An 18,412-nucleotide genomic window follows, 5' to 3' on the forward strand; every position below is an offset into this window, starting at 1 on the left:
CATGACCGACCACACGTTCACCTCGCCGCTGCGCACGATACCGGCGTGGGCGGTGCTGCAGCGCCGGCTGTTCGGCGAGATCGAGGAGGCGCGGCGCGTCTTCCGCGACCGGTACACGCTGCCGGACGGGCGCCTGCGCGGCGTGGCCGAGTTCGTCGACCGCGACGGGGTCGACGACCTCTACGAGCCGTTCTTCAACTGGCCGGCCTTCTACCTGCTCGGCGGGCCGGACGAGGTCCTCGACGACGCCAAGCGGCACTGGGAGGGAGTGACCGCCCAGCTGTCGGATGCCGGAATGCTCACCGACGAGTACGACAACGGATACGACTGGTTCCACCAGGGCGAGTCGCTGCTGTTCCTCGCGGGCATCTGCGCCGCCGACCCGGCCGACACCGCGTTCGCCGAGCGGGCCGCCCGGTTCTCCGCCCTGTTCACCGACCCGGCCCGCGGCAACTACGACCCCGAGCACAACATCATCCGCGCGCCGCACAACGGGGCTCTCGGTGCGCGCCGCGGGCTCGACGACACGGTCGTGCCGTACTCGGCCGACCGGGCCGAGATGCGGCCCTACGGCCTGCCGGTGCAGGGTCTCGACGGCATCCGCACCTGGGACGATCTCGCCCTGCCGGAGAACGCGCTGCGCATGGCGGAGGAGATGCACCGCCGCGCCGACGGCGACGTGGCCGTGAACCTCGCCGCCACCTCGCTGGCCGCGAACCGCTGGCTGTACGACGGCGACGAGACGGCGGCCGCATGGGTGCGCCGGTACGTCGACGGCTGGATCGCCAGGGCGGACGGCGGGATGCTGCCCGACAGCGTCGGACCCGACGGCGTGACGGGGTCGTTGCAGGAAGGCCGCTGGTGGGGCGGGCACTACGGATGGGCGTGGCCGCACGGCCTGCACTCCGTGGGCATGAGCGCGCTCATCGGCGCCCTCAACCACGCGCTCGTCACGCGCGACGACAGCGCGCTCGACCTCGTCCGCACCATGCTCGACACCGTCATGGCCCAGGGCCGAGCCGGGACGGTCGTCGGATCGGACTACAGCCTGCGAGGCGGCTGGATGGCGCGGCTGGGCGCTGCGGCATCCGAGGAGGCCACGCTCGTGCCGTACCGCTTCGGCGTCGACGGCTGGTTCGACTTCGGACCCCTGCAGCTCGACCTCCCGCTGTGGCTGTGGTGGTGGTCCCGATCGGACGCCGACCGCGACCGGCTGGAGCGCGCGATCGCCGGGCTCCCGGCCGACGCCGACCTCGTCGCCCCGTTCCGCGACAAGGAGGAGGCAGGGCACGAGGCCGGCTGGTACCGGTTCCTCAGCGGCGCGCTGCCCGACTACCCGGTGCGGGCCCTGGAGATGGCGCTCGGGCAAGTCGCCAGGCGCACGGCCATGATGCTCGCCGACGATCGCGATCCGGATGCCGCGCACCTGCACTTCTGGCAGCGGGTCAACCCGGTCGTGACCGAGGTGCTCACGCAGCTCGTCGCCGGGGCGCCGCAGGTGCTCTACAACGGCGGGCTCGGGTTCACGGCCCTGCGGTACGAGGACGTCGAGCGGTCGCGACCGGGCCTCCCGCCCGACGTGGCGGCGCTCGTGCACCGCCTCGACGACACGGGCGTCGGCGTACAGCTCGTCAACACCTCGGTCGTGCACACGCGCACCGTGCGGCTGCGCGGAGGGCGCTTCGGTCTCGACCGCATCATCCGCGCCACCGCGACGTTCGAGGAGCCGGGCGCCTACCCCGGGCCGTCAGGCACGTACGCCGCGCCCGTAGGTCCGCCCCGCACCCTCATGTGGGAGTGCGACGACGACCTCGTCGTCACTCTGCCTCCGGCGCACGGCGCCGACCTCGACCTGACCATCGCGCGCGCGACCGGTTCGCCGCGCCACCTCACCCCTGGAGGAGCCGCATGAGCGACACCCTGATCCGTCCCGACTTCGCGCTGCCCGTTCGCGGCGCCGCCTACGAGCGCCCGTCGTCGGAGGTCGTCGGAGCGTTCGATGCGATCTCCGCCGCCACCGCGTGCGCCAAGCTGCACGAGCTCGGCATCCGCCGCAGCTACATCGACGGACCTGAGCCCCTGTCGCCCGGCCAGCGCGTGGTGGGCTCGGCCCTGACCCTGCAGTTCATGCCGCAGCGCGAGGACATGGCGTCGGGCGCCGGCCAGGAGTACGCCGAGCGCCACACGGCGCTGTGGCACGTGCTCGAGGCCGTGCAGCCGGGAGACGTGCTGGTCATCCAGGCGTACGGCAGCCGCTTCTCGGGGTGCATCGGCGACATCCTCGCGCGGTACTTCGCCCGCAAGGGCGGGGCAGGCATCGTGGTCGACGGCCGCATCCGCGACGCCGGGCGCATCCGCGAGCTGGGCATCCCCGTGTGGTCGACGGGCACCACGCCGCACTACGCGTCGCAGTCCGAGCTCGTGCCGTGGGCGTACGACGTCCCTGTCGCGGTCGGCGGGGCGCTGTGCATGCCGGGCGACCTCGTGGTGGCCGACGACGACGGTCCCGTCGTCGTGCCGCAGGCCATGGCTCCGCGCGTCGTGGAGTCGGCGCGCGATCATGAGGAGTGGGAGGTCTTCAGCCGCCTCCGTCTCGACGGCGGGGCCCGGCTGAGCGACTACTACCCGCTGACCCCCGACAGCCGCGAGGAGTACGAGGCATGGCGTTCCGCGCAGAGCTCCGTCCGCTGAACGGCGCCGTCGCCGCGCGCGACGACGCAGGGCTCGGCTGCGCGCCCATCGGCAACCTCTTCTCCCCGGTGACGGATGCCGACGCCGTGGCGACCGTCGAGGCGGCGCTCGCCCGCGGCGTGCGGTTCTTCGACACCGCGCCCCTCTACGGCTCCGGCGAGAGCGAGCGCAAGCTCGGGATGGCGCTGCGCGGCGTCCCCCGCGACGACTACGTGATCGCGACCAAGGTCGGTCGCCTGCTCCTCGACGAAGACGGCGCGCCCGTGCGCGGCGCGGCCGGCGGGCACTCCTCCGTGGCCGACCTCAGCCGCGACGGCGTGTTTCGGAGCCTCGAGGGGAGCCTCGCGCGCCTCGGCGTCGACCGCGTCGACGTGCTGCATCTGCACGATCCGCTCGATGTCGACGCCGCGCTCGCCGGCGCGATGCCCGCGCTCGTCGAGCTGCGCGAGCAGGGCGTCGTCCGGGCGATCAGCGTGGGGCTCGGCCGGCTCGATCCGCTCGAGCGCCTCACGGCCGTCGCTCCGCTCGACGTGGTCATGGAGGCAGGGCGCCTCACCCTGCTGGATCGCACGGCGGCGGACCGGCTCCTCCCCCTCGCGGCCTCGCGCGGGATCGGCGTCATCGCCGCGGGGGTGTTCAACTCCGGCATCCTCGTCGACCCCGAGGCGTCGCCGTTCTACGAGTACAAGCCCGCGCCCGACGACATCCGCGCCGCCGCGCTTCGCCTGCGCGACCTGTGCGCGGCGCACGGGGTGCGGCTGGCGGATGCCGCCGTGCAGTTCCCGCTGCGCGCCGGGGCGGATGCCGTCGTCGTGGGCGCTCGCACCCCCGCCGAGGTCGACGCGTTCGTCGACGGCCTCGACGCCGAGCTGCCTGCCGGGCTCTGGGAGGCGCTCCACGACACGCGCCAGGAGACGCCCTGACCGGCCGGATCGTCGACGCCCACGTGCACGTGTGGGACGTCGACGCCATGCCGCTCCCCTGGTTCCGCGACGACCTCGGCCTTCCACGCCGCGCCTCCGCCGCCGATCTCGGGGCGGCGCTCGACGCGGCGGGGGTCGATGCGGCGATCGCCGTGCAGGCCGCCGACTCCGACGTGGAAGCGGCATGGCTCGTGTCGCTCGCCGAGACCGACGCGCACGTGCGGCGCGCGGTGCTGCAGTTCCGGCCCGGCGAGACGGTGGCTCCTCCTTCCCCCGCAGTCGCCGGCATCCGCGCGGCCGTTCCGCAGTTCGCGGCCGATCTCTCCGACGTGTCTGGGCTCGACCGGCTCGCCGACGACCTGGGCGCCATCGGGCTCGTGCTCGAGCTGCTCCTCCGGCCGGAGCAGCTGCCCGCCGCGGGAGCGTTGTCGCGCCGGCATCCGTCGACGTCCATCGTCGTGTGCCATCTCGGGCTCGGCGCGGGAGCCCCGGATGCGTCGTGGCACGCCGCGCTCGCCGAGGCGGCCGCCGCGCCGGGGCTGCACGCCAAGGTGTCCGGGCTCTCCCTGCTGTCACGCGGCCCCGAGGAGTCCCGGAGCGTGCTGGGGCACGCCCTCTCGGCATTCGGCGCGGATCGGCTCCTGTTCGGCAGCGACTGGCCGATGTCGGTGCGCACGGCGACGTACGCCGATGTGCTCTCCGCGACGCGCGCCGCGCTCCCCCGCCCGCTCGACGCTCACGCGTTCTGGGCCGGCACCGCCTCGCGCCTGTACGGCCTCGACTGATCCGGCTCGCCCGCGGGGAGGCGCCGCCGTCCGCCGCCGCCCGCTCCCCCCGGAGCAGCCGCCGCCGGTACCCCGGAGCATGCGCCGCCGGTTGCCCGGCCAGGTCGCCCCAGCCGCCCTCAGTCGAGCAGAGTGCCCGCCGCGTGGCTGCGGAACAGGTCCGACGCGGCCTCGGGGTCGCCCTGCTCCAGCACGTCGAGCAGACCGCGGTGCCAGTCGGCGACCTCGTGCCAGTCACCCGTGAAGGTGGGGTCTCCGAGCACGTGCATCGAGCGAAGGCTCGGCTCCAGCAGGTCCCACATCTTCGGCAGGTACGCGTTGCCGCTCGCTTCGATCACGGCGCGGTGGAACGCGAAGTCGAGCTCACGGAACCGCGCCAGATCCGACGCTTCCGCGGCATCGTGCATCTGGTCGATCATGGCCGAGAGCGCGTCGCGCCGCTCGGGTGTCAGCGCACCGGAGGCGAGCCGGCCCGCCAGCCCCTCCAGCTCGACGCGCGCGACCTTGGCGTGCTCGGCCTCTTCGGCGGAGTAGCTGGCGACGAAGTTGCCCTGGTGCCGCACGTGCGAGACCAGGCCCTCGTGCGCGAGCCGCTTGAGGGCGTCGCGCACGGGGGCCTGGCTCACCTGAAGCTGGCGTGCGAGCTGCGACTCCACCAGCTGCTCGCCGGGGGCGAGCGTGGAGTCCTTGATCATCGCCTTGATCATCTCGTAGATCTGGTCCGACAGCAGTCCTCGCTGCAGACCGGCCGTGGCCAGAGCATCCGTCATGATCTCATTCTACTTCCATTATCGACTATCGCTAATGCGGGCAGCGGCGAGCCAGGCATCCGCGATGAGCCGCGATCCGACCGGCGTGGGATGCACGCCGTCGGGCGCGAGCTCCGCGACAGGACGGTCGGCTGCCGCGGCCGTGAGCACGGTGTGCAGCGGCACGAACGCGGCGCCGAACTCCTCGGCGAGCGACCGCACGACCTCGCGCTTGCCGTCGAGGTCGTCGAGCCACGAGCGCTGCTGCTCGGTCGTCGGCAGGAAGAACGGCTCCATGAGCACGAGCTGGGGCGCGTGCTCCTCCACGACCCGCGCGAGCAGAGGCCGGAGAGTGTCCGCGAAGGCCTCGGCCGAGGTCGGGTCGTCGCTGTCGAACCGCCGCCACATGTCGTTCACGCCGATGTACACCGTGAGCAGATCCGGCGCGGTGGGAAGCAGCTCCGCCTCCCACCGTGCCGCGAGATCGACCGCGCGGTTTCCGGCGATCCCGAGGTTGCGCACCGTGTCACCGCGCGCGATCAGGTCGGGGGCGAGCAGCGACACGTAGCCGTCGCCGAGCGACTGCGGGTCGCTGCGGTCCCTTCCCGCATCGGTGATGGAATCTCCGATGAACGTCACTCGCATCGCGGCACGTCCTCCTCATCGTCCTTGAGCTTCGGGCGCACCGAGATGTCGAGCGTGACCGTGGCGCCCTCGTAGGTCACCGTCAGCGTCTGGTGCGGGTGCACCTTGCGGCTGTCGAACCCGCTCACCATATCGGCTTCGACCTGCTGCCGCGTCATGCTGCCGTCGCTCCACCGCACGCCGAGCAGCATCCCCGAGACGTCGAGCTGCTCGCCGCGCACGTACCTCGTCTTGGGGTCCGCCTCGGGGGCCCAGCAGATGCCGGTGACCGTGGCAGGCGGCGGCGTCGGTCGCACGGTGAAGGTGTTCGTCTTGCCGTAGTGATAGACGTTGAAGAATCCGTCGGCGCCGATGCGGAGGTTCTCCCTCGCGTCCAGCACGTTCCACACCGTGCGGTCGTCGACCCGCAGCACCACCCTCGTGCCGCCGGGCTCCGACACCGCGCCGAACTCGATGCGGTGCGTGCTGTTCGGGGCGATCACCGTGTTCGGGATCACATCGAGCATCGTCTGACCAGGCGTCCAGCTCTGGAACTCGATCGTGTCCTCCTTGATGACGACGAGGTACCCGGTGTTGGAGTTCTGCCAGGCCGGCAGGCCGGTCTGGTCGGAACGCACCTGGAAGCCGTACCAGCCGCCGTCGAAGGCGCCGAAGTCCGCCTCCACCTGCAGCAGCGTGTCGCCGAAGCGCTCGGCCTCGTAGCCGTGCACCCCCTGTCCCGAGATGTGCACGCCGGCGTCGTCCACCGCGATCACGTCAGAGGTCGTCCAGTTCGCCGCGTCGCGCAGCTGCGCGTCGAGACGCGTCACCGGATACTCGGCATCCGTCACGGTTACCGTCACACTCGCGCTCAGCGACGGATCGGCCACCGAGGTCGCGGTCACGGTCGTCGTGCCGGCGGCGACGCCCGCGATGCGTCCGTCTGCGACGGTCGCCACGGCGGGGTCGGCCGTGCTCCAGGCGATCCGGGCGTCGCTGGCATCCTCGGGTGTCACGGATGCCGAGACCGTCCTGCGCTCGCCGACGTTCAGCGCGACCTGCTCGCTGTCGACGACGACGCCCGTGACGGGGACGCCGGAGAGCGAGAACCCGATGTCGTCGAAGTCGAGCGACGGGTAGTTCTCGACGTAGAACCCGACCCGCCCGGCGGCGCCGGGGCCGGGGTCTGCGCCTTCGAGCACGATCTGGCCGTTCACCGCGATGCGGATGCGCCCGTCCTGCACGGCGATGCGCACGTGAGAGGTGGCTCCCGCCGCGAGCCCCTGGTCGGCGGGGAGCACCTTCTCGGCGACGACCTTCCAGGCGTCGTCGAAGATGGTCCACGTCGGACCGGCGGCCGCGTTGCGGTACCGGATGTAGCCGCCGCCCTTGCCGTTGCGGTCGTAGATGATCATGCCGGAGTTCGCGACGGTCGCCCCCGCGGGCGTCGTGACGTCGAAGTCGAGCACGAACTGGGTGAAGTCGCGCGGCAGCTGGGCGTTCGCCCCCTTCAGGATGCGGTAGACCCGGTCGCCGTCCGCGGCGACCTGGATGCTGCGGTTGGGATCGGTCGGCCAGCCGTTCGCGCCCGACTCGAAGTCGGTGAAGTGCAGCACGCCGTCGCCCTCCTCGACGATCACCTCGATCGTCGCGGTCTTCGACGCGTCGCTCTTCGCCGCAGCCGTGATCGTCGTCGTGCCTGGTCCTGCTCCCAGCACGACTCCGGTCGCCGACACGGTGGCGACGGCCGGGTCGGCGGAGGTGTACGACACGGCGGCGTCGTCGGCGTTCCACGGCAGCGGCACGGCACGAACCCGCACCTCGTCGCCCGCGTCGAGCGTGAGCGTGCTGCTCTCGAACGCGATCGCCTCGAGCGGCACGGACTGCGGCTGCTGAGTCTGCCCCAGGTGCCCGTGCGTGCCGATGGATGCGAAGTCGATGGCCTCGAAGCCGGGGATCTGCGAGAACACCGCGGCGTCCGGCCGCAGGGTGTAGTCGCCTCCCGCGGCGTCGACGAATCCGGGGTCTGCCGTCGCGACCCAGTTGTCCTCGTAGTTCAGGAGGTTCTTGCCGTCCTTCGCGCCCTGGTCGTTGATGCCGGCGATGGGTGTGCGGTTGGGGTTCCACACCACGTTCTGGGCGAAGGTGCTGTGGTCCGGGTAGTAGTGGTTGTCCTCGAAGAAGTGCGCGAGCTCCGGGTACTTCTCGAGGTACGGGGTGCCGACGAAGTCGTTGTTGTCCTCGAAGACCTGGCGCCACGCGGGCATGTAGTCGCGGTCGACGACGTTGCCCTCCTGGTCGCCCATCCACTGCTCGTAGTTGTCGTAGGGAGCGTACGCGTCGACGAAGATGTTGTTGCGCGCCTCGATGTAGTCGGCCGAGCCGCTCTTGATGGCGCTGTTGCCCATGTTGACGAAGATGTTCTTCTCGATCTGCAGGTCCCACGTGAAGTTGTCTGCGTAGATCCCCTCGACGCCGCTCATGCCGACGCCGATGTCGTGGAAGTAGTTCTCGCGGAACACGTGACCGCGCTGCTGCGGCGTCTTGCCCGAGTTCATGTAGATCGCGCCGAGGTCGTGGAACATCTTGCACACGTCGTAGACCTCGTTCTTCTCGAAGAGATGGTCGTTGCCGTGCACGATGATGCCCGGATGCGGGGCATCGTGGATCTCGTTGCCTCGGGCGACGTTGCCGACGCCGTCGAACATCACGCCGGGGTTGTAGGCCTTGTGGTAGTACGCGAAGTCGGCGATCTCGGAGTTCTCGACGCGGTTGCGCCCGGGCTCGAGCGTCGTCTTGTCGCCGCCCTGCAGCACGACCCCGACGCCGCCGATGTGCCGGATGCGGCTGTCGGTGACGGCGTGGTCGCGGCCGCCGCGGTTCACGGGGATGCCGTCGTAGGTGTAGCGGCCGGGCGAGTTGATGAGCACGCCGCCGTCGCTGAAGTTGCGGATGTCGCTGTGCGAGATGGTCACGTGCGACCCGCCGAGGATCACGGCGGCCGTGGCTCGTCCGTACTCGAGCACGAGGTCGTCGAAGTTCACATACGAAGCGCCGTCCGCTCGCAGCATCGGCTCGCTGAGCGTCGTGACCGTGACGTCGCCGCGCCCCGCGGCGAACGCGGCGTTGGGGATGAGGTAGAGCTTCCCCGCCGCTCGGTCGATGTAGTACTCACCGGGGGCGTCGAGCTCTTCGAGCAGGTTCTGCGCGAAGTGGAAGTCGGGGAACCAGCTCTTCATGATTCCCGACATCTCGCCGTACCGCAGCGTGATCGTCTTGGCCTCGGTGTCGATCTTCTCGATCTTGTTGTACGACCACTCCCAGCTGTAGCCGAAGATGCCGTCGAGCCAGACGTCCGTGGCCGCCGTCCAGTACTTCGGGCGGTCGTAGCCGTAGGTGAAGGTGCCTCCGCGCTCCTGCAGGTCGGGGTCCTTGCGCGTGGGGCCGGGATCGATGATGTCGCCCATCTGCACCGTGGGCGTCGCCGCGTCGGCGTTGGGCCAGCGCGCGAGGGTCATACCCTGGCCGTCGATGTACAGCTCCATGGGCGGGGTCGTGCTGACGTCGTTCGCGAGCCAGTAGCCGTGCCGGCTGAGCTGACCGTAATCGGTGAGACCGAGGGCGGCGAGGTCGACTCCGAGCACGCGGTCGCGGGCCGACTCCTCCACGATCCGTCCGGTCACGGCGGTGTCGGTGACCGGGGCGAACGCGTCGCGCGGGAGGTCGCGCCCACCGGTGAGGGTCGCGGTCTCGCCCGGGTAGGAGCGGTAGGTGATGGGCGCGTCGGCCGTGCCCGAGTCCTCAGCGCCGATCTCGAAGGAGGCCGATCGCTGGTATTCACCTTCACGCAGATACACGGTGAGCCCGCCGTCGGGCAGGCCGCCCTGCTGTTTCAGCTGACGGATGCGGTCGCGAGCGCCTTCCAGCGTCGCCAGCGGCGCGTCCTGCGCGCCGGATGCCGAGTCGTCACCTCCCGGCGCGATGTAGAGGGCCGCGCCGTCGGCCGCGATCGCGGCGGACGGGTCCGCGGCGGCGAGCGCCGATCCGAACACGGCGGCCAGGGCGAGAGTTGCCAGCACACGCTTCATTGCGTCTCCGATGTTCTGCGAGCGCGCACGACGGGGGTTCGTGCGTCGCGGCCGCACGCGGCGGCCACTCAGGACCTTACCCAATCGATAATCGACTATCAAGCATCGATCTGACCGGCGGTTCTGGCAATTCCACACACTTTTTCACAATTTCTCTCGATTGCTCTCTTGTGTTGACGACGGAGCCTGTCGGCTTGTTTACTGAGAAAACCCGCCAGCACACCGAACAGTGCTCCTGATCACCCCGAGGCCAAGGACGACCTAGATGACAGAACAGACCATTTCGTCACAAATAGGAACAGGGCGGCGCCCACGACGCCTGTCCGATGGGATGTTCGCCCTCCTGCTCACCGCACCCGGTCTCGCGCTCCTCGCCGCCGTGGTCGTGTATCCGCTGGTGACGGCGCTCATCACCGCCTTCTTCCGTCAGAGCCTCGTCGAGCCGGGCCGCGAGTTCGTCGGCCTGCAGAACATCGTCGACGTCCTCACCGGCGAGTTCTTCCCGCTGCTGTCGCAGACGCTCGTCTTCACGATCGGCACAACGGTCGCCCCGTTCGTCGTCGGCTTCGCCCTCGCGCTCGCGCTCAACAGCCGCATCCGCGGAGCCAAGGTCCTGCGCGGCCTCATGCTCATCCCGTGGCTCATCCCGGGCGTCGTGGTGTCGTTCCTGTGGATGTGGATCTTCAACGCCAACTACGGCGTGCTCAACGCCGTGCTCGAGGCCGTCGGGCTCATCGACGAGCCGCAGGCGTGGCTCGCGCATCCCACCACCGCCATGGTGGCCGTGATCGTCGCCAAGACCTGGCAGTCGTTCCCCTGGATGATGGTGATGCTGCTGGCCGGCCTGCAGACCGTTCCCGTCGAGCTCCACGAGGCTGCCGAGATCGACGGCGCAGGCACGATCCGGCGGTTCTTCTCGATCACCGTCCCGCAGATGCGGGGGATCATCGGCCTCGTGCTCCTGCTGGAGTTCATCTGGAACTTCCAGCACTTCGACATCATCTACGTGCTCACGGGCGGCGGGCCGGCCGGGTCGACCGAGACGTTCGCCACCGCCGTGTACCAGACCGCCTTCGACGGCTTCGACCTCGGGCACGCCGGTGCCCTCGGCCTGCTGTGGATGGTGCTGCTGATGGGCCTCGTCGTCGTGTACGTGCGCCTGTCCGAGAAGGGAGAGAAGCGATGACCGCCGTGCTCGACGAGAAGACGGTGTCCGCACCGGCCGCCGCACCCGAGCAGCCGCGCCGACGCCGAGGACGTGCAGACAAGCGCGCTGCGACCGTCAGCGCCTGGGTGGCCGTCGTCGTCTTCGGCGGCTTCGCCCTCCTGCCCGTGTACTGGCTGCTGGCGACGTCGCTGACGCCCAGGACCGAGGTGTTCTCGTACCCGCCGAAGCTGTTCCCCACCTCGATCACCCTCGACGCCTACGCCGCCCTGGCTGGCAACCCCGCGCTGTTCGGCTACCTGCGCAACAGCATCCTCGTGTCGGTGATCACCGCCGTGCTCTCGGTGCTCGTGTCGGCCTACATGGGCTACGCCTTCTCGAAGTTCCGCTACCGCGGGCGGCGCAGCCTGATGTACTTCGTCCTCGCGTCGCAGATGTTCCCGCAGGCGCTGCTGCTCATCACGCTGTACGCGGTGTTCGCGGCCTACGGACTGCTGAACACCTACACGGCGCTCGTGCTGTCGTTCACGACCTTCACGCTCCCGCTGTGCGTGTGGATGCTCAAGGGCTTCTTCGACACCATCCCCGACGAGCTCATCGAGGCCGCGCGCGTCGACGGCGCGTCGCGCATGCGCATCATCCACTCCATCGTGATGCCCCTCGCGGCACCCGGACTCGTCGCCGCCGGCCTGTTCGCCTTCGTGCGCGGCTGGAACGACTTCATCTTCGCGCTCACGCTCGCCGGTCCCGACAAGCAGACGCTGCCGCCGGGTCTCGTGAACACGTTCATCGGCGAGGCGTCGACGGCGTGGCCGGAGCTCATGGCCGCCTCGCTCGTCGTGTCGCTCCCCGTCGCCATCGCGTTCATCGCCCTCCAGCGCTTCCTCGTCGGCGGCCTCACCGCCGGCGCGGTCAAGGGCTGATCCCCTGCACCACCCCATCCCTCGTTCCACGTCCCTCGAAGAAGAGAGAGCATCCCATGTCAGAGAACCCCACCGTCTCCCGTCGTCAGCTGCTGCAGTTCGCCGGCCTCGGCGCCGCAGGCCTGCTGCTCGCGGGCTGCATGCCCAGCGGCGGCACCGGCGCCGGATCGCCGTCCTCCGGCGCCGGAGGCTCCGGCCTCAGCTCGGGCTCGTTCACCGCGACCGACTTCTCGTTCTCCAGCTGGTCGCTCACCGAAGAGGCCGCCGCCCCCGCGATCCGGGCGCTCCTCGACGGCTACACGAAGAAGAACGACGTCACGATCACCGAGGTCTCGTTCCCCTACAACGAGTACTTCAAGCAGCTGATGCTGCAGGTGCGCGGCGGCCAGTTCACCGGAGCCGCGCACGTCGACGTCGCCTGGCTCGCCTCCCTCGCCGCGCTCGGCAAGCTCGAAGACGTGTCGGCGCTCACGAAGGGCCGCGGGTACACGGCATCCGCCCTCGAGGCCGCGCAGTTCGACGGCACGCAGTACGCGTTCCCGTGGACCATCGGCGCGATCGGGCTCGTCACCAACTCGGAGATCATGCAGCGCGCCGGCGTGGAGGAGTTCCCCGTCACGATCGACGACTTCGAGGCCACCCTGAAGAAGCTCAAGGGCCTCGGCGGCGGCCTCATCCCCTACGCCGCGTCGACGAAGGCGGCCCAGCTGAAGGACATCCTCATCTGGATGCAGACCTTCGGCAGCGACCTCGTGAAGAAGGGCGAGGTGACGATCGGCGACGACGCCAGCGTCGAGGCCGTCGCCTGGTACAAGTCGCTGTACGACCAGGGCCTCATCGCCGCAGACGTCGACCGCTTCGACGCGCGCTCGCTGTTCGCGCAGGGCCGCGCCGCCATGTACGACGACGCCCCCGTCGGACGAGGCGCCGTCACCAAGGACTCGCCCGATCCCGATCTCGGCTCCAAGCTCGTCGCGGAGTCGCGGCCGGTGCTGAAGAAGGGCGACACCCCGCGCGCTCTCGTGTGGGGCGGCGCGATCGTCGTCGTCGGCGGCGGCGACGGCACGCGCACCGCGGCGGACTTCGCGCAGTGGGCCACGAGCGATCTCGACGCCGTGCTCGCCGACTACGAGCTCCGCGGGCTCCCGCCGGTCACCGAGGATGCGCTGTCGTCGAAGGCGGTCGCCTCGGATGCCTTCGGCTCGCGGTTCGCCGAGAAGATCACGGCCACCGCGACCACGAACCCGTTCTGGCAGTTCCCCGAGTACGCGCAGATCGAGACGACGATCGCGGAGCGCGTGCAGGCCGTGCTGGTCGGCCAGCAGAGCCCGAAGGACGCCATGGCACAGGCCGGCGAGGCCGCCCAGAAGCTGATCGGCTGAGGCGCGACATGTCCCTCCTCCGCAGCGCGGCCGTGGTGGCCGCCTCCGTCGCCGCCGTCCTCGCGTCGGGATCGGCCGCCGTCGCCGGCGTGCACCCTGCGTCCGTCGAGACCGTGCCTGTCACGGTCGACAGCTCCAACCAGTCCGGCTGGTGGAACCCGTTGGCGGTCGTCGACGGCGTGACCTACTTCGCCTACAACGTGCCGGGATCGGCATCCGACCGCCATCAGGTGCACCTGGGCGCGCGGGCCGCCGACGGCACGTGGACGTCGGGATGCCTGCGCACCGCCGACGGCGCATGCGCGGACTTCCTCGACGACAACGGCCACAACCAGCCCTCCATCGCGATCGACGGCGACGGCGTGATCCACGCGTTCGTGTCGATGCACCACGAGGACTGGAACTACTTCCGTTCGGCCACGCCGGGCGACGTCACCTCGCTCGTCGACGTGTCGTCGGAGATGCCGGATGCCGGTGCCGCGATCTCCTATCCCGTCACCGCTCCCGGTGCCGACGGCGACGTCTGGCTCATGGTGCGGGTCGGCGCCGACGCGCAGGGACGCCGCGACGGCGTGCTCTACCACTACGACCTCGCGTCGGAGACCTGGACGCGCGAGACCGTGATCGGCGCCGCGGTCGGCCACTCCTTCTACCCCGACGACCTGGAGGTCGATGCCACCGGTCTCGTGCACGTGCTGTGGGAGTGGGGTCCGTGGCCGGCCGACCCGTACCGCCACCTCGGCTCGTACGCCGTCTACGACCCGGCCGCGCACTCCTTCCGTGACGTGACGGGAGCCGCGCTCCCCACACCCGTCCGACCCGACACCCCCGGTGCCGTGGTGTGGCGCCCCTACGCTGAGGGCGAGGACATCGGCAGCGCCGTGCCCGCCGTGCAGACGGCGAAGATGTCGCTCCTCGACGGGCAGCTCCAGGGCATCGCCTATCGCTACGCGCCCGGCGCCGAGAACGACTTCGACCTGCTCTGGACGACGTGGGACGGCTCGTCGTGGCAGACCGAGACCCTCGCCGACGCCTCGGCCCTCGGCGGCGGGGTCTCGACGATCGCGGCGCTCGACACCACCGCCGCCGGCTCGAAGACCCGCGTGTACGGCGTGATCGCCGTGCAGGACTGCGGCGTCGTGCGCAGCCAGGTCGTGATGTTCGAGTCGGCCGCCGGCCGCACCGGCTGGGCCGTCGAGGCCATCGGCGACGCCGTGATCGGTCAGCAGCGTCTGCGGGCCGCCACGACGGATGCCGGCACGGATGTGCTCTATCTCAGCGCTCCCGCGACGCCCGGAGGAGGCACGCTGCGCTACGCCGAGGTGCCGCGGTCGGGGCAGAAGCGCAGCGGAGGCTCGCTCACGGACATCGTCGCGGCGCTGCGCGGAGACTCCGGCGGCGTGAACCTCGCGCGCACCGGCACGGCCACGGCGTCGTCGCAGCTGCGCGCCGACACGGGTCCGGAGCGCGCGATCGACGGCGGCTGCACCGATGCGAGCCGCTGGATCTCGGCGGCATCCGACACCCAGCCGACGATCACGGTGGAGTGGGATGCCGCGGCTCCCCTCGACGTCGTGCGCGTGCGCAGCGGCTACTCGGTCGGCCCGGTGGAGTCGTCGGTGCTGCGCGACTTCAGCGTGCAGCTGCGCACCGCGTCGGGCTGGGTCACGATCGGCACGTATGACGACAACATCCTCCCGACGGTCGTCGCCGATGCGCAGGGGCTCTCGGCGGATGCCGTGCGCCTGCTCATCACCGACCCCTCGGCGTCGGCCACCGACGTCGCCCGCGTGTACGAGATCGAAGCGATCGCGGCACCCTGACCCGCCCCGCACACACCCCCGCACCCGCCCTCTGAAAGGAATCCCATGCGCACCCAGACCGTCGAAGCCGACATCATCGTCGTCGGCGGCGGCCTCGCCGGAGTGAGCGCGGCCGTCGCCGCGGCTCGCCTCGGCCGACGTACCGTGCTGATCAACAACCGGCCGGTGCTGGGTGGCAACTCCTCCTCGGAGGTGCGGGTGTGGGTGTGCGGGGCGACCGCCCACGGCAACCAGCGGTGGGCGCGCGAGACCGGCATCATCGGCGAGATGTACCGCGAGAACCAGTTCCGCAACCCCGAGGGCAACCCGGTGTACTGGGACGACGTCGTGCTCGACACGGTGCGCCGCGAACCGAACCTCACGCTGTTCCTCAACACCGAGGTGCTCGAGGCCGAGGCCACCGGACCCGACGACGCTCGCCGCGTGCTCTCCGTGACCGGCTGGACGATGGGCTCCGAGATCCGCACGGTGTTCCGCGCGCCGCTGTTCCTCGACTGCACCGGCGACGGCCTCATCGGCCGGCTGGTGGGCGCCCGGCACCGGCTGGGCAAGGAGAGCCGTGCGGAGTTCGGCGAGGAGTGGGCGCCGGAGCAGCCGGTGCGCGAGTTCCTCGGGTCGACGCTGCTGTTCTACACGAAGGACATCGGGCGCCCCGTGAAGTACGTGGCTCCGGAGAGCGCGAAGGACATCTCCACCACCCCCATCCCCGCGACGCGCATCATCCGCAGCGGCGACAGCGGCGCGCACTACTGGTGGATCGAATGGGGCGGGCAGCTCGACATCGTCGACGACAACGAGCGCATCCGCGACGAGCTGCGCTCGGTCATCCTCGGCATCTGGGACCACATCAAGAACTCCGGCGAGTTCGACGCCGACAACCTGACCCTCGAGTGGATCGGCAACCTCCCCGGCAAGCGCGAGTACCGCCGGTTCATCGGCGACTACACGCTGCGGCAGCAGGACGTGCTCGAGCAGACCGCCTTCGACGACGGCGTGGCGTTCGGGGGCTGGTCGATCGACCTGCATCCGGCCGAGGGCATGTACGCGACGGGCGCCGGCGCCGTGCAGCGGTTCTCCGATGGGCTCTTCGAGATCCCGTACCGTTCGCTGTACTCCGCGAATGTCGAGAACCTGCTCATGGCCGGGCGCAACGTCTCGGCCACCCACATCGCCTTCGGCGCCGCGCGCGTCATGGCCACGTGCGCCGCGATGGGCGAGGCGGCCGGCACCGCGGCGGCGCTGTGCCTCGAGCACGACGTCACGCCTCGCGGCCTGTATGAGCAGCACAGGGAGGACCTGCGTCAGACGCTGCTGCGCGCCGACGCCTCGCTCATCGGCGTCGCCAACGCCGACCCCGCCGATCTCGCCCGCGGAGCGACGGCGACCGCATCGAGCACGCTGCGCACGATCGAAGCGCCCGAGGGGGATGCCGAGCCGCTCCCGCTCGTCGACGACCTCGGCATCGTCGTCCCCGTGCATCCGCGCCTCGACACCGTCGACCTGCTGGTGTCGGCGGATCAGCCCACCACGCTCACGGTGGAGACGTGGTCGACCGGCCTGCGGCAGAACGTCGTGCCGCAGCACCTCGAGCACACGACGACGGTCGAGGTGCCGGCCGGCGAGCGCGTGTGGGTGCAGGCCGGCACGCGGTTCGCACCCGGTGAGCCGCAGAACGCCGTCGTGGTGGTGCGCGCCAACCCGCTCGTGCGCGTGCACACGACGACACCGCTGCCCCCGGGCGTGCTGACGCTCGTTCACCGCGTCGACAACGACGACCGCAACGTCGAGGTCGACCGCGACGGACTGCTCGTGCAGTGGCCGACGAAGCCGCTGCGCGGCAAGACCCTCGTCTTCCGCGCACAGCCGGAATCGGAGGCGCTGGCTCCCGAACGAGCGACCGGAGGGTACAACCGCCCCTACGGCGGCCCGAACATGTGGGCCTCCGACCCGTCGGCCGACGGCGAGCAGTGGCTCCGCCTCGACTGGGAGCGCCCCGTCACGGCATCCGAGGTGCGGCTCGTGTTCGACGACGACGTCGACATCGAGCTGAACACGCTGCATCACCACCGCACGCCCGACGAGGTGATGCCGACCCTCGCGCGGGATTACCGCGTCGAGGTGCTGCCGGTCGGCTCCGCGTCGTGGCGCACCGTCGCCGAGGTGCGCGACAACCGCCACCGCCTGCGCGTGCACGCCCTGCCGGCCGAGTCGGGCGCGTTCACCGCCGCTCGCGTCGTCATCGAGCGCACGAACGGAGCGCGCGAGGCGCGCGTCGTCGCGTTCCGGGTGCAATCGTGACCGAGGGCGCTAACGTGAAGGGCATCCGCCGCACCGCCGGCGATCGTCGTTCTTCCAGGAGGCCGCAGGTGACCACCGCGTCGACAGGCCGTGCCGTGCCCGTCGCGCGGGCGACCCGCACCGGACTCATCGCGCTCGCCGTGCCGCACCTCGAAGAGCCCTACTTCGCCGAACTGGGCTCGCGACTCGTGCGCGGGGCCGACGACCGGGGCCTCGCCGTGCTCATCGTGCAGACCGAGGGCGACCACGCGCGCGAGATCGACGTCGCCAACGGGGTGGGGCTGCCCCCGATCGACGGACTCATCCACATCCCCCGCTCGCTCACCGTCGCCGACCTCACCCGGCGCACGTCGCCGGGTCCGCTCGTGCTCCTCGGCGAGCACATCCAGGTGAGCCCCTTCACCCACATCACGATCGACAACAGGGCGGCGGCCCGCACCGCCACAGAGCACCTGCTGTCGGTCGGATGCCGCCGCATCGCGTTCGTCGGCCGCCGTGACTCGCGCCCCTCCGATGCCGCCGACCGCCGCCATGCGGGCTACGTCGAAGCCCTCGAGGCCGCTCGTCTGCCCGTCGACCGGTCGCTGACGGCGCAGGTCGACGCGTTCAGCGCCGAGGAGGGCCACCGCGCCACCGCGGCGATCGCGGCATCCGCTGCCGACGTCGACGGCGTCGTGTGCTCGAACGACTCGCTCGCCCTCGGCGCGCTCGCCGCCCTGCACGCGGCGGGACGCCGGGTCCCGGATGACGTGGCAGTGATCGGCATCGACGACATCCGCGCGTCACGCTTCGCCGTGCCGGCTCTGAGCACGATCGCCCCCGACCACGACCGGCTCGTGGATGCCGCGTTCACCGAGCTGGAGCGGCAGCTCACCTCGCCGCCCGGCGCCGACCTGCCCGTGCGGCACGTGACCGTGGGCGCACGACTCGTGCCGCGCGCGAGCACGGCGCGGTGACGGCC

At 70.9% G+C, this 18,412-nt stretch carries 13 protein-coding genes; 10 read left to right on the plus strand and 3 right to left on the minus strand.

Going from position 1 to position 18,412, the window contains the following annotated elements; translation table 11 throughout:
- Nucleotide 1: 1 nt before the first annotated feature.
- The 4 genes from AB663_RS02295 to AB663_RS02310 are packed head-to-tail and all read left to right on the plus strand — an operon-like array spanning nt 2 to nt 4,399.
- The gene (locus AB663_RS02295; protein WP_067195360.1) at nt 2-1,912 is read left to right on the plus strand and encodes a hypothetical protein; all 1,911 of its coding nucleotides are present in this window, start codon (nt 2-4) and stop codon (nt 1,910-1,912) included.
- A complete protein-coding gene (locus tag AB663_RS02300; protein WP_067195363.1) occupies nt 1,909-2,691 on the plus strand; it encodes a dimethylmenaquinone methyltransferase in 783 nt (260 codons plus the stop codon). The genes AB663_RS02295 and AB663_RS02300 overlap by 4 nt, the downstream gene beginning before the upstream one ends.
- On the plus strand, nt 2,661-3,614 hold the full coding sequence (locus tag AB663_RS02305; RefSeq protein ID WP_067195365.1) for an aldo/keto reductase: 954 nt from the start codon (nt 2,661-2,663) through the stop codon (nt 3,612-3,614). The genes AB663_RS02300 and AB663_RS02305 overlap by 31 nt, the downstream gene beginning before the upstream one ends.
- Before the next feature lie 23 nt (nt 3,615-3,637).
- Entirely contained in the window at nt 3,638-4,399 is a 762-nt protein-coding gene (locus tag AB663_RS02310; RefSeq protein WP_067195369.1) for an amidohydrolase family protein, read from the plus strand.
- Nucleotides 4,400-4,518: 119 nt separating this feature from the next.
- On the opposite strand, the gene AB663_RS02315 is transcribed toward AB663_RS02310, so the two are convergent.
- Genes AB663_RS02315 through AB663_RS02325 form a run of 3 tightly spaced genes read right to left on the minus strand, consistent with a single transcriptional unit; the run spans nt 4,519 to nt 9,860 of the window.
- Complete coding sequence (locus AB663_RS02315) at nt 4,519-5,169, minus strand: GntR family transcriptional regulator (RefSeq protein ID WP_083511062.1); 651 nt, start codon at nt 5,167-5,169, stop codon at nt 4,519-4,521.
- A gap of 18 nt (nt 5,170-5,187) precedes the next feature.
- Nucleotides 5,188-5,793, minus strand: a complete 606-nt coding sequence (locus AB663_RS02320) for an SGNH/GDSL hydrolase family protein (protein ID WP_067195372.1) — start codon at nt 5,791-5,793, stop codon at nt 5,188-5,190.
- Complete coding sequence (locus tag AB663_RS02325; RefSeq protein ID WP_067195376.1) at nt 5,784-9,860, minus strand: Ig-like domain-containing protein; 4,077 nt, start codon at nt 9,858-9,860, stop codon at nt 5,784-5,786. Before AB663_RS02325 ends, AB663_RS02320 begins: the two co-directional genes overlap by 10 nt.
- A gap of 331 nt (nt 9,861-10,191) precedes the next feature.
- Between AB663_RS02325 and AB663_RS02330 the strand changes: the two genes are divergently transcribed.
- The 6 genes from AB663_RS02330 (at nt 10,192) to AB663_RS02355 (ending at nt 18,407) form a co-directional block, all read left to right on the plus strand.
- Nucleotides 10,192-11,046, plus strand: a complete 855-nt coding sequence (locus AB663_RS02330; protein ID WP_232304607.1) for a carbohydrate ABC transporter permease — start codon at nt 10,192-10,194, stop codon at nt 11,044-11,046.
- On the plus strand, nt 11,043-11,948 hold the full coding sequence (locus AB663_RS02335) for a carbohydrate ABC transporter permease (RefSeq protein WP_083511063.1): 906 nt from the start codon (nt 11,043-11,045) through the stop codon (nt 11,946-11,948). Before AB663_RS02330 ends, AB663_RS02335 begins: the two co-directional genes overlap by 4 nt.
- A gap of 56 nt (nt 11,949-12,004) precedes the next feature.
- Entirely contained in the window at nt 12,005-13,330 is a 1,326-nt protein-coding gene (locus AB663_RS02340) for an extracellular solute-binding protein (protein WP_067195381.1), read from the plus strand.
- 8 nt (nt 13,331-13,338) lie between these two features.
- On the plus strand, nt 13,339-15,153 hold the full coding sequence (locus AB663_RS02345) for a BNR-4 repeat-containing protein (protein ID WP_067195384.1): 1,815 nt from the start codon (nt 13,339-13,341) through the stop codon (nt 15,151-15,153).
- Between the two features lie 45 nt (nt 15,154-15,198).
- Entirely contained in the window at nt 15,199-17,451 is a 2,253-nt protein-coding gene (locus tag AB663_RS02350; protein WP_067195387.1) for an FAD-dependent oxidoreductase, read from the plus strand.
- A gap of 68 nt (nt 17,452-17,519) precedes the next feature.
- A complete protein-coding gene (locus tag AB663_RS02355; RefSeq protein ID WP_232304608.1) occupies nt 17,520-18,407 on the plus strand; it encodes a LacI family DNA-binding transcriptional regulator in 888 nt (295 codons plus the stop codon).
- The last annotated feature ends 5 nt before the right edge of the window (nt 18,408-18,412 follow it).

This window comes from Microbacterium sp. XT11 (assembly GCF_001513675.1).
GTDB lineage: Bacteria > Actinomycetota > Actinomycetes > Actinomycetales > Microbacteriaceae > Microbacterium.